Below are 12,182 nucleotides of genomic sequence, written 5' to 3' on the forward strand. Positions count from 1 at the left end.
AGCATCCGCGCCTATGAAGTTTCCACGAAGATTTACCAGCGGCGTGCTGATGCTGTTATCCAGCTGCGCGGCGCTGGCGCAAAGTGAATTGGATGTACGGATCAAGCCGTCCAACGATGAACTCAAGGCCAATATAGAAGGCTATATCGGCAGCCTCGGCGATCGCGACGAAGAAGCCTTGCTGCGTTTCAGTCGCGGCGCCGAAGAGCAGGCGCGCAAAGCGGCTCAGGCGCTGGGCTACTACCAGCCGCAGATCGACAGTGACATCAAGGGCGGAGAAAAACCGCGTCTGGTGTTGAACATCGATCCCGGCGAGCCGATTCGCCTGCGCAACGTCACCGTGCGCGTCGACGGCCCGGCAGCCTCGCTGAAATCCTTTCGCGTGCCGAAAAGCGACCTGCTCAAGTCCGGCGCCGTGCTCAACCATGGCCGTTACGAAGACGCCAAGCGCGTGATTCAAAATCAGGCCTCGCGCTTCGGTTACTTCAGCGGTCATTTCACCAGCCAGAAACTCATGGTCGATCCGCGCGCGGGCGTGGCCGACATCGAATTGATCTACGACAGCGGCCCGCGCTATACGCTGGGCAAAGTCAGTTTCGAGGGCGACACGCCCTTCGACGAAGACCTGCTGCAACGCATGGTGCCGTTCAAGGCAGGCGAGCCTTACGATTCGGAACTGATCGCCGAACTCAATCGCGATCTGCAATCGAGCGGCTATTTCGAAGGCGTGCGCGTCGACGCGGCACCGACGGCAGCGCAGAACGATGTGATTCCGGTCGCCGTCAAACTCGACACGCGCAAGCCGCGCACCATGGGTCTGGGCCTCGGTTATTCGACCGACGTCGGCCCACGGATCAAGGCCAACTGGACGCGTCACTGGGTCAACCCGCAGGGCGACAGCTATGGCTGGGAGGCCGAGCTCTCGGCGCCCCGGCAGAACGTCGGGCTGTTTTACGACATCCCGCTCGACCCGCCATTGACCGACAAACTGCGCTGGGCCGGCGGCTATCAGTTCGAAGACATCGAAGGCTCCGACACCCTCAGCAAGCTGCTGACTTTCGGCCCGGAATGGCACAGCAAGTTGCCCAGCGGCTGGCAGCGGGTGATCTCGCTGAAATGGCAACGTGAAGAATACGAACTCGGCGACGACTCCGGCCTGAGCACGTTGCTCATGCCCGGCATCAGTTATTCCTATCTGAAAAGCGACAACCGCATCGACCCGCGTAACGGCTATCGCCTGAGCTTCGAAAGCAAAGTGGCCAAGGAAGGCCTCGGTTCGGACAACAACCTTTTATATGGCACCGCGCTGGTCAAGGGCCTGACTACGGTGTTCGACAAGCACCGCTTGCTCGGTCGCGTGCAGGTCGGCGGCAGCGCCACCAACGGCTACAACTCGATTCCGCCGTCGCTGCGCTTCTTTGCCGGTGGCGATCAGAGCGTGCGCGGTTACGACTATCAGAGCCTGTCGCCGAAAAACTCTGACGGCGACCGCATCGGTGGCCGCTACATGATTGCCGGCAGCGTCGAGTATCAGTATTCGATCGCCGAGAAATGGCGGGTCGCGACCTTCGTCGACCAAGGCAACTCTTTTAACAAACTCGAACTGCCCGACCTCAAGACCGGGGTCGGTGTAGGTGTGCGCTGGGTCTCGCCGGTCGGGCCGATCCGCCTTGACCTGGCCCATGCGCTGGACGACGACGGCGGCATCCGGCTGCACTTTTCCATGGGGCCTGAGCTGTGAAGCGTGGTGTGAAAATAACGGCGCTGACGCTGTTGGCGCTGGTTGTGTTAATCGTCTTGAGCCTGGCCGCACTGCTTGGCACGCAGGCCGGCAGCCGTTGGGCGCTGGGCCTTGTGCCCGGCTTGAGCGTGGAGAATTTCCACGGTCGCCTCGCTGGGCAGTGGAGTGCCGATCACCTGGTATGGCAACAGGACACCAGCCGCGTCGAGCTGAACAAGGCAATCTTCGCCTGGTCGCCGCTGTGCCTGACGCGCATGACCTTGTGCATTGATCAGCTCAAGGCCGATCAGGTCGTCCTGCAATTCCCGCCGAGCGAAGAAACCACCGAGAGCGGCCCGATCAAACTGCCGGACCTGCAATTGCCGTTGGCCATCGAATTGGGCGACGTCGAGGTGGGCAGCCTGTTGTTCAACGGCAGCGAACAGCTCAAGGGCTTGCAACTGGCGGCGCACTGGACCGCTCATGGGCTGCAGATCGACAGCGTGAAATTGCAGCGCGACGAGCTCAGCCTGAACCTGTCCGGCCTGCTGCAACCGAGCGGCAACTGGCCGCTGACGATTCAGGGCGATTTGACTTTGCCTTCTCCCGGCAGCGAGCCGTGGACGCTGGCGCTGAAAGTCGACGGCGACCTGCTGAAAACCCTCAACCTGCACGCCGACAGCCGCGGCTACCTCGACGGCCAGTTGAACGGCGAGCTGCAAGCGCTGGCGGAAAACCTCCCGGCCAAGCTGCGCGTCACCAGCGATGCGTTCAAGCCGAGCGCCGATCTGCCGGACACGCTGCAATTCAATCAGCTTGTGCTCACCGGCGAAGGCGACCTGAAAAACGGTTATCAACTGCTCGGCAACGCCACGCTGCCCGCCGAGAAATCACCGGTGGCGCTGCTGCTCAAGGGCAAGGTTGACGCCAACGGCGCGCAGATCGCCGGCCTCGACCTCAACGCCAACGACACGCAAAGCCTCAAGCTCACCGGCAATGTCGACTGGAGCAAGGGTCTCAGCGCCCAGGCCAATATCAACTGGCAAGACTTCCCGTGGCACCGGCTCTATCCGGAGATCGACGAGCCACAAGTCGCATTGCGTACTTTCACTGGCGAAGTGTCCTACACCGACGGTCAGTACCTCGGCAACTTCGACGCTGCGCTGGATGGCCCGGCCGGGGCGTTCACCTTGAGCAGTCCGTTCAGTGGCAGTCTGGAACAGATCGCCTTGCCGCAACTGGTCATGCAGGCCGGGCAGGGCAAGGCCGAAGGGCACGTCAATGTGCGCTTCGCCGACGGCATCGCCTGGGATACCGCGCTGGATCTGTCGGCGCTCAACCCGGCGTACTGGGTCGCCGAACTGCCGGGCACCCTGGCCGGACCGTTGAAGAGTAAAGGCGAGATGAAGAATGATCGACTCAGCCTCAGCGCCGACCTCGATCTCAAGGGCAAGTTGCGCGGCCAACCGGCGGTCCTCCAGGCCAAGGCTGACGGCGCGGGCGAGCGGTGGAATCTCAATGCCCTGCAGATCCGCCTCGGCGACAACAGCATCAATGGCAAGGGCAGCCTGCAGGACAAACTCGGCGGACAGATCGACATCAAGCTGCCGCGTCTGGCCCAGTTGTGGCCGCAATTGCGCGGGCAGGTCAACGGTCAGGTCAACGTCGCCGGCACGCTGAAGGCGCCGCAGGGCAAGCTTGATCTGCAAGGTTCGCAACTGGCCTTCCAGGACAATCGTCTGCAAAGCCTCAACCTCGACGCCACGCTCGACAGTGCGCAGCGGGCGAGGATCAATCTCAAAGGCAGCGGCATTCAGACCGGCGACACCTCGCTGGGCACCCTGACCGCCAGTGCTCAGGGCGATATCAAAAGCCAGAAACTCAACCTCGACCTGATCGGGCCGAAGCTGAAACTGGCGCTGGGTCTGGACGGCAATCTCGACAAGGGCAACTGGCGCGGACGCTTGGCCAGTGGCGACATTCAGGCCGGTGGCCAGGACTGGAAGCTGCAAAGCCCGGCCAGACTGGAGCGCCTGGCGGACGGCCAGATCAATTTCGGCGCGCATTGCTGGCTGTCCGGCAATGCCAGCCTGTGTGGCGAAGATCAGCGCCTGATGCCCGAGCCTAAGCTGCGTTATCACCTCAAGCAATTCCCGATCGAAAGCCTTGCGCAATGGTTGCCCAAGGACTTCGCCTGGCAGGGCCGGCTCAACGCCGATCTGCAACTGGACTTGCCGGCGAGCGGCCCGAACGGCGTGGTCAGTGTCGACGCCAGCGGCGGCACCCTGCGCGTGCGCGACAAGGATCGCTGGCTGGATTTCCCCTACCAGACCCTCAAACTCAGCAGCAAGCTCACGCCCAAGCGCGTCGACACCGAGCTCAATTTTGTCGGCGGCAAACTCGGCGAATTGATGGTCCAGGCGCAGCTCAATCCGCTGCCGAAGAACAAACCGCTGAGCGGCTCGTTCCGCCTCTCTGGCCTCGACCTGTCGGTGGCGCGGCCGTTTGTACCGATGGTCGAGAAACTCACCGGCCGCCTCAACGGCAGTGGCACGATCTCCGGTGGTTTGCTCGCGCCGCTGGTCAACGGCACTGTGCAGCTCAGCGATGGCGAAGTGTCCGGCGCCGAACTGCCGATGGAGCTGCAGAACCTGCAACTGACTGCGGCGATTGCCGGTGAATCGGTACGCCTGGACGGCGGCTGGCAAAGCGGCAAGACCGGTCAGGGCAGCCTCAACGGCAACGTCGCCTGGGGGCAGGCGCTGGTGGTCGATCTGGCGCTCAAGGGCACGCAATTGCCGGTCAGCGTCGAGCCCTACGCCAAACTGGAAATGGCCCCGGATCTGAAGATTTCCATGGCCGGCGATGAGCTGAAAGTTGCTGGCAAGGTGCTGGTGCCGAAAGGCGAAATCACCGTGCGCGAGCTGCCGCCATCGACGGTAAAAGTCTCCGACGACACGATCATCGTTGGTGCGCAGACCGAAGAGGGCAAACCACCGATCGCGATGAAAATGGACATCGACGTGATCGTCGGCCAGGACAAGCTGAGCTTTGCCGGTTTCGGCCTGACCGCCAATCTGCAAGGTCAGGTGCACATCGGCGACAACATGGACACCCGTGGCGAGCTCTGGCTCAACGACGGCCGCTATCGCGCCTATGGCCAGCGCCTGACCGTGCGTCGCGCGCGTCTGTTGTTCGCCGGTCCCATCGACCAGCCGTATCTGGACATCGAAGCGATCCGCCAGACCGACGACGTCATCGCCGGTATTCGCCTGAGCGGCAGCGCCGAACAGCCGACCACGCAGATCTTCTCCGAACCGGCGATGAGTCAGGAACAGGCGCTGTCGTACCTGGTGCTGGGCCGCCCGCTGAGCACCAATGGCGAAGACAACAACATGCTCGCGCAAGCCGCGCTGGGCCTGGGCCTGATGGGCAGCGCCGGGGTCACCAGTGGTCTGGCCAAGGATCTGGGCATCGAGGATTTCCAGCTCGACACCCAGGGCAGCGGCAATGACACCAGCGTCGTCGCCAGCGGCAACATCTCCGAAAAACTCAGCCTGCGCTACGGCGTCGGCGTCTTCGAACCGGCCAGCACCATTGCCTTGCGCTACAAGCTGAGCAAGAAGGTTTACGTCGAAGCGGCGAGCGGCGTGGCGAGTTCGCTGGATATTTTCTACAAGCGGGATTTCTAGAGCGCGTTCTCTCCAATGATCGTTCCCACGCTCTGCGTGGGAATGCCTCAAGGGACGCTCTGCGTCCCGGCTCTCAAAAAACGGACGCAGAGCGTCCCCGGCTGCATTCCCACGCGGAGCGTGGGAACGATCCCGCGTGGCCGGTCAGTGATTAATTACAAAGCCCCCTAACTATTGCGTTGACATTCGCTGCCTAAGCAGTAACATCTCGACATACATTCACTGCCTAGGCAGTTATCAGGTCGACCCATGAAGCATTTCACTCCGGAAGAATTCAAACATTGCCACCTCGGCCTGTTGCTCGGTCGTGCCGCGTTGCTCAAGGACCGGATCATCGATACCCACATGGAACCCCACGGCATCACCGCCGCGCAGTTCAAGGTGTTGATCATCATGGCCCAGTTCGGCGTCGACACCCCGGCCGAGCTGTGCCGCCATCTGTCGCTGGACAGCGGGTCGATGACGCGCATGCTCGATCGCCTCGAGCAGAAGGCTTTTCTGCTTCGTCAGCGCAGCGAAGGCGACCGGCGTCAGGTGCAGTTGAAGCTGACCGAGCAGGGCCAGCAACTGGCTGATCGTCTGCCGCACATCGGTGCCGATGCGATGAATGAGCTGGCCGGCGCGATCTCCCGCGAAGAGTTGAAAACCCTGGAATACATCCTGAAGAAAATCCTGCTGGCCGCCGGTGACCCGATCACCATCCAGCGTCTAGGTGATCACAATGAGCGCTAACACTTTGCGCAGCAGTCTGACGCTGCTGTTGTCGGCGATGATCCTCGCCGGTTGCGCCAATTACAGCGGCCTCGACACTGAAGGCCAGCGCCTCGACGCGAAGAGCCTGAAGACAGCGCAGTCTCTGGACGGCGTCAGCCTGTCGCCAGCGGCGTGGCCGAAAAGCGATTGGTGGAGCAGCCTCGGCGATCCGCAGCTCGACGGCCTGATCCGCGAAGCCCTGCAAGACAGCCCGGACATGCAGATCGCCGCAGCCCGCGCTCATCAGGCCAGTGCCGCCGCCTATGCCGCCGATGCCGAGCGTTATCCGACCCTCGACGCCAGCGCCGGCATCAGCCGTTCGCGGCTGGCCCGTGACCAGGATCCGCGCGGGCAGGGCGGGGCTTACGCGACGGTGCGCAATGTCAGCGCCGGCTTCAATTACAACTTCGATTTGTGGGGCGGCCAGCGCGATGCCTGGGAAGCCGCACTCGGCGAGGCCCGCGCCGCCGAAGTCGACCGTCAGGCCGCGCAGCTGACCCTTGCCGCTGACGTCGCTCGTGCTTACAGCGATCTCGGTCAGGCGCACATCGTTTACGACCTTGCCAGCGAAGACCTCAAGCGCACCCGGCAAATGCTCGACCTCAGTCAGCGCCGCTTGAGTTCGGGGATCGATAGCCAGTACCAGTTCCAGCAAACCCAGAGTCTGGAAGCCAGTTCTCAAGCGAGCCTGATCGACGCGGAAAAACGCCTGAACAGCGCGAAAATCGCCTTGGCGGTATTGCTCGGCAAAGGCCCGGATCGTGGCAACGAAATCGCTCGACCGAAAGTTCTGCAAGCCAGCGCCGTGGCGGTGCCGTCGGTGTTGCCGGCGGAACTGCTCGGCCGCCGCCCGGATCTGGTCGCGGCGCGCTGGCGTGTCGAGGCGGCGAGCAAAGACATCGATGCGGCGAAAACCCGCTTCTATCCCAACCTCAACCTTTCGGCCTCGGCCGGCGCCGAGTCGTTGCTGGGTGATGCGATGTTCGGTTCGGCCAGCCGCTTCTTCAACATCGCACCGACCGTATCGCTGCCGATTTTCGATGGCGGACGCCTGCGCGCCAACCTTGATGCGCGCGACGCTGATTACGATCTGGCGGTGGCGCAGTACAACAAAAGCCTGGTGAAAGCCCTGGGTGATGTTGGCGACACCATCAACCAGCTGCGTGATATCGGCCGGCAGATCGGCGCGCAGCAACATGCCACCGACATTGCTCAGGATTCTTACAACACCGTCGTCCAGCGTTACGGTTCCGGCATCGGCAACTACCTGGACGTGCTCAGCATCGAGCAGCAATTGCTCCAGGCCCAGCGTCAGCTGGCGACCCTCAATGCCGAGCAGATCGACCTGTCGATTCAACTGATGCAAGCGCTGGGCGGCGGCTTTCAGGGTGAAAACCTGAACGCAGCCAACGCCAGCCCCGCCTCGTCGCACCATTAATTCAAGGTATTTGTCATGGCCACTGCCGAAAACACCCAAGCTCAAGGCAACACCCCGGACACCGGCAACCCGCGCAAACGCAAGGTGATGCTGCTGGCCCTCGCCGTGGTCGTCCTGCTCGCCATTGCCGGCGTCTGGGCCTATCACGAGTTCATCGGGCGCTTTAACGAAAGCACCGACGATGCCTACGTCAATGGCAACGTCGTGGAAATCACACCGCTGGTCACCGGCACCGTGGTCAGCATCGGCGCTGACGACGGTGATCTGGTCCAGGAAGGCCAGGTGCTGGTCAACTTCGACCCCAACGATGCCGAAGTCGGCCTGCAAAGTGCCAAGGCCAAACTGGCCCGCACCGTGCGTCAGGTGCGCGGCCTGTATAGCAACGTCGACGGCATGAAAGCCCAGGTCAACGCGCAGCAGGCCGAAGTGCAGAAGGCCCAGGACAACTACAACCGGCGGAAAAATCTCGCCCAGGGCGGGGCGATTTCCCAGGAAGAGCTGTCCCACGCCCGCGACGACCTGACCTCGGCGCAGAACGCCTTGGCTAACGCCAAACAGCAACTGAAAACCACCAGCGCACTGGTCGACGACACCGTGGTCTCGTCCCATCCGGACGTAATGTCGGCGGCTGCCGATCTGCGTCAGGCCTACCTGACCAATGCGCGCAGCACCTTGATCGCGCCGGTCACCGGTTACGTCGCCAAGCGCACCGTGCAGCTCGGCCAGCGCGTACAACCGGGCACCGCATTGATGGCGGTGATTCCGCTGGATCAGCTGTGGATCGACGCCAACTTCAAGGAAACCCAACTGCGTGACATGCGCATCGGTCAGCCAGTGGATATCGAGGCCGATATTTATGGCAGCGATGTGAAATACAGCGGCACCGTCGACAGCCTCGGCGCCGGTACGGGTAGCGCGTTTGCTCTGCTGCCGGCACAGAACGCCACCGGTAACTGGATCAAGATTGTTCAGCGTGTGCCGGTGCGTATCCACATCAACGCCGAAGAGCTGGCCAAGCACCCGCTGCGTGTCGGTCTGTCGACCAATGTCGAGGTCAATCTGCACGACCAGAGCGGCCCGGTGCTGGCCCAGCAACCGCCGCAAAAGGCCTCGTTCAGCACCAACGTCTACGAGCGCCAACTGGCCGAAGCGGACGCGATGATTGCCCAGTTGATTCACGACAACAGCGCAGCAGCAGGCAAGACCGCACAGCGCTGAGAGCACACCGGATCAGAAGTAGGCTCTGTGGTGAGCGGTTATCTGTGGCGAGGGGATTTATCCCCGCTGGACTGCGCAGCAGGCCCGTTTTTCCTGAGCCAAAAGAGGGGCCGCTTCGCGACCCAGCGGGGATAAATCCCCTCGCCACAAGGGCCTGTTACCACAGGGCCTGCTGTGTTCATCAGACCGCAGCGACCATCAGGTTTCATAGGATTCACAATGAGCAATAACGCTTCTTTCACGCCGCCCAGCCTGTTGCTCAGCACCATCGGCCTGTCGCTGGCGACGTTCATGCAAGTGCTCGACACGACCATCGCCAACGTGGCGCTGCCGACGATTTCCGGCAACCTCGGGGTGAGTTCGGAGCAGGGCACCTGGGTCATCACTTCGTTCGCCGTGAGCAACGCGATTGCGCTGCCGCTGACCGGTTGGCTCAGCCGCCGCTTCGGCGAGGTGAAGCTGTTTCTGTGGGCGACGATGCTGTTTGTGCTGGCGTCGTTTCTCTGCGGTATCTCGACTTCGATGCCCGAGCTGATCGGCTTTCGTGTGCTGCAAGGCCTGGTGGCCGGGCCGTTGTATCCGATGACGCAGACGCTGTTGATCGCGGTGTATCCGCCGGCCAAACGCGGGATGGCCCTGGCATTGCTGGCGATGGTCACGGTGGTCGCGCCGATTGCCGGGCCGATTCTCGGCGGCTGGATCACCGACAGTTACAGCTGGCCGTGGATCTTCTTCATCAACGTACCGATCGGCATCTTTGCGGTGATGGTGGTGCGTTCGCAACTGGCGAAACGGCCGGTGGTGACCAGTCGCCAGCCGATGGATTACGTCGGCCTGATCACGCTGATCATTGGCGTCGGCGCGTTGCAGGTGATCCTCGACAAGGGCAATGACCTGGACTGGTTCGAATCGAACTTCATCATCGTCGGCGCGGCGATTTCCGTGGTCGCCCTGGCGGTGTTCGTGATCTGGGAAATGACCGACCGCCATCCGGTGGTCAACCTGCGCCTGTTCGCCCATCGCAACTTCCGCATCGGCACGCTGGTGCTGGTCTTGGGTTACGCCGGGTTCTTCGGCATCAACCTGATCCTGCCGCAGTGGCTGCAAACGCAAATGGGTTACACCGCGACCTGGGCGGGACTTGCCGTGGCGCCGATCGGGATTCTGCCGGTGTTGCTGTCGCCATTTGTCGGCAAATACGCGCACAAGTTCGACCTGCGTCTGCTCGCCGGGATTGCGTTTCTGGCGATTGGCCTGAGCTGTTTCATGCGCGCCGAGTTCACCAACGAGGTCGACTTCCAGCACATCGCTCTGGTGCAGTTGTTCATGGGTATCGGTGTGGCGCTGTTCTTCATGCCGACCCTGAGTATTCTGATGTCGGACTTGCCGCCGAGCCAGATCGCTGATGGCGCAGGCCTGGCGACTTTCCTGCGGACACTGGGCGGCAGCTTTGCGGCGTCGTTGACCACCTGGATCTGGATTCGCCGGGCCGATCAGCATCATGCGTATATGAGCGAAAGCATCAGCACGTTTGAGCCTGCCACCCGCGAGACCCTGAATCAGTTGGGTGGGGCGAGCCAGTCGGCGTATGCGCAGATGGACCAGATCCTCACCAGCCAGGCGTACATGCTTTCGACCGTGGATTACTTCACGTTGCTAGGGTGGGGATTCATGGGGCTGATTTTGATTGTATGGCTGGCGAAACCGCCGTTTGCCGCCAAGGCCGGGCCGGCAGCTTCGGGGCACTAGAATCAAGAGCCCCTCACCCTAACCCTCTCCCGGAGGGAGAGGGGACTGACCGCGGTGCATGTTCGAGGTACATCGACTTGCGATACCGAGTCGAACTCAGGTTTTGAACTGCATGCGATCAGCTCCCTTTCCCCCTCGCCCCCCTGGGGGAGAGGGCTGGGGTGAGGGGGTAAAGCTCTTCAGCCGTGCGGCAATGCCAGCGGCGGGGCGAAATCGAACGGCGCCAAGGCATACCCGCTCTCATCCACCTGCAACGCCCAACCCTGACGATCCCAATCCCCCAGCACAATCCGCTTCGCCGCTTGTTCACCAAGCTGCAACTTGTGAATCGCCGGGCGGTGGGTATGGCCGTGGATCAGGGTTTTCACGCCGAATTCGTGCATCACTCGCGGAATCTCTTCCGGGGTGACATCGACGATGTCATTGGCCTTCATCCGCGTCTGTGCGCGGCTTTCGCTGCGTAGCTTGCGCGCCAGTTTATGGCGGCTGCGCAGTGGCAGGTGACGGAGGATGAACAGGGTAATCGGGTTGCGCAGGTAGCGGCGCAGCTTCATGTAGCCAACGTCGCGGGTGCACAGGCTGTCGCCGTGCATCAGCAGCACCGGCTCGCCGTAGAACTGCACGACACTCGGGTCCTTCAGCAATGTGCAGCCGGCCTGTTTGCAGAAGGCCTTGCCGAGCATGAAGTCGCGATTGCCGTGCATCAGGAATATGGCCGTGCCGCTGTCGCTCAAATCGCGCAGGGCCTGGCAGATGGAGCGCTGAAAGGGCGTCATGGCGTCGTCGCCAATCCACGCCTCGAAGAAGTCGCCGAGGATGTACAACGCACTCGCCGAGCGGGCGCGTCCGGCGAGCAAATCCAGAAACGCCCGGGTAATGTCCGGGCGCTCCTCTTCCAGATGCAAGTCTGAAATCAGCAATATCACGCTTCGATGATCTCGGCTTTCTCGATGATCACGTCGTCTGCGGGTACGTCCTGGTGGCCGGCCTTGGAAGTGGTCGACACGCCTTTGATCTTGTCGACAACGTCGGTGCCGGCGGTGACTTTACCGAATACCGCGTAGCCCCAGCCCTGCACGTTCTTGCCGCTGTGGTTGAGGAAGGTGTTGTCGGCGACGTTGATGAAGAACTGCGCCGAAGCCGAATGCGGCTCCATGGTGCGGGCCATGGCGACGGTGTATTTGTCGTTGGAGAGACCGTTGTCCGCTTCGTTCTGGATGCTTGGACGCTTGTCTTTCTTTTCTTTCATGCCAGGCTCGAAACCGCCGCCCTGGATCATGAAGTTGCCGATGACGCGGTGGAATACGGTGTTGGTGTAGTGACCGGCGTTGACGTACTCGATGAAGTTGGCAACGGTGATCGGCGCCTTTTCAGCGTTCAGTTCTATGACGATGTCGCCATGGTTGGTGGTCAGTTTGACTTGAGTCATGATCGCTACTCTTCTGAGGAATTCGTGGTTCTGGGACATTGAGCCCCACAACCGGTTCAGCCTGCTTCGGCCAAGGTGCGCAGTTTAGCGTGACAGGCGCGAATTTCGAGGCGGTTTTTCATTTCCCGGCGATTAAATGCATGCCTTTATAAGAGCTGCTCTGTCAGGCCCTTGACAGCATCG

Annotated in this window: 8 protein-coding genes; 6 read left to right on the forward strand and 2 right to left on the reverse strand. The window is 61.8% G+C overall.

Translation table 11 applies throughout. The features are described 5' to 3' along the window. Positions 1 to 13 precede the first annotated feature (13 nt). From ACZZ0K_RS07225 to ACZZ0K_RS07250, 6 genes are all read left to right on the forward strand, one after another. A complete protein-coding gene (locus ACZZ0K_RS07225; RefSeq protein WP_252884477.1) occupies positions 14 to 1,741 on the forward strand; it encodes an autotransporter assembly complex protein TamA in 1,728 nt (575 codons plus the stop codon). Next, the gene (locus tag ACZZ0K_RS07230) at positions 1,738 to 5,412 is read left to right on the forward strand and encodes a translocation/assembly module TamB domain-containing protein (protein ID WP_258706924.1); all 3,675 of its coding nucleotides are present in this window, start codon (positions 1,738 to 1,740) and stop codon (positions 5,410 to 5,412) included. Before ACZZ0K_RS07225 ends, ACZZ0K_RS07230 begins: the two co-directional genes overlap by 4 nt. 249 nt (positions 5,413 to 5,661) lie before the next feature. Next, positions 5,662 to 6,144 carry a MarR family winged helix-turn-helix transcriptional regulator gene (locus ACZZ0K_RS07235; protein WP_016775300.1) on the forward strand — a complete coding sequence of 161 codons (483 nt, stop codon included), beginning with the start codon at positions 5,662 to 5,664 and terminating at the stop codon, positions 6,142 to 6,144. Further along, complete coding sequence (locus ACZZ0K_RS07240; RefSeq protein WP_258706923.1) at positions 6,134 to 7,603, forward strand: efflux transporter outer membrane subunit; 1,470 nt, start codon at positions 6,134 to 6,136, stop codon at positions 7,601 to 7,603. The genes ACZZ0K_RS07235 and ACZZ0K_RS07240 overlap by 11 nt, the downstream gene beginning before the upstream one ends. Positions 7,604 to 7,618: 15 nt before the next feature. Then, positions 7,619 to 8,821 (forward strand): HlyD family secretion protein, encoded by a 1,203-nt coding sequence (locus ACZZ0K_RS07245; RefSeq protein WP_258706922.1) that lies wholly within the window; start codon positions 7,619 to 7,621, stop codon positions 8,819 to 8,821. 219 nt (positions 8,822 to 9,040) lie between these two features. After that, complete coding sequence (locus ACZZ0K_RS07250) at positions 9,041 to 10,570, forward strand: DHA2 family efflux MFS transporter permease subunit (RefSeq protein ID WP_024013426.1); 1,530 nt, start codon at positions 9,041 to 9,043, stop codon at positions 10,568 to 10,570. 179 nt (positions 10,571 to 10,749) lie between these two features. On the opposite strand, the gene lpxH is transcribed toward ACZZ0K_RS07250, so the two are convergent. Together lpxH and ACZZ0K_RS07260 are read right to left on the reverse strand one after the other, a co-directional pair. Beyond that, the gene (gene lpxH / locus ACZZ0K_RS07255) at positions 10,750 to 11,496 is read right to left on the reverse strand and encodes a UDP-2,3-diacylglucosamine diphosphatase (protein WP_252876571.1); all 747 of its coding nucleotides are present in this window, start codon (positions 11,494 to 11,496) and stop codon (positions 10,750 to 10,752) included. Beyond that, positions 11,493 to 11,999, reverse strand: coding sequence for a peptidylprolyl isomerase (locus tag ACZZ0K_RS07260; protein ID WP_095189877.1), 507 nt, complete (start codon positions 11,997 to 11,999; stop codon positions 11,493 to 11,495). The genes lpxH and ACZZ0K_RS07260 overlap by 4 nt, the downstream gene beginning before the upstream one ends. Positions 12,000 to 12,182 lie beyond the last annotated feature (183 nt).

It is taken from the genome of Pseudomonas sp. AC255 (genome assembly GCF_979258175.1).

Excerpts from the sequence above, each read along its gene's own strand:
- ACZZ0K_RS07245 (WP_258706922.1), top strand. The coding sequence starts at position 7,619 with ATGGCCACTGCCGAAAACACCCAAGCTCAAGGCAACACCCCGGACACC.
- ACZZ0K_RS07260 (WP_095189877.1), bottom strand. The coding sequence starts at position 11,999 with ATGACTCAAGTCAAACTGACCACCAACCATGGCGACATCGTCATAGAA.
- ACZZ0K_RS07240 (WP_258706923.1), top strand. The coding sequence starts at position 6,134 with ATGAGCGCTAACACTTTGCGCAGCAGTCTGACGCTGCTGTTGTCGGCG.
- ACZZ0K_RS07225 (WP_252884477.1), top strand. The coding sequence starts at position 14 with ATGAAGTTTCCACGAAGATTTACCAGCGGCGTGCTGATGCTGTTATCC.
- ACZZ0K_RS07235 (WP_016775300.1), top strand. The coding sequence starts at position 5,662 with ATGAAGCATTTCACTCCGGAAGAATTCAAACATTGCCACCTCGGCCTG.
- ACZZ0K_RS07250 (WP_024013426.1), top strand. The coding sequence starts at position 9,041 with ATGAGCAATAACGCTTCTTTCACGCCGCCCAGCCTGTTGCTCAGCACC.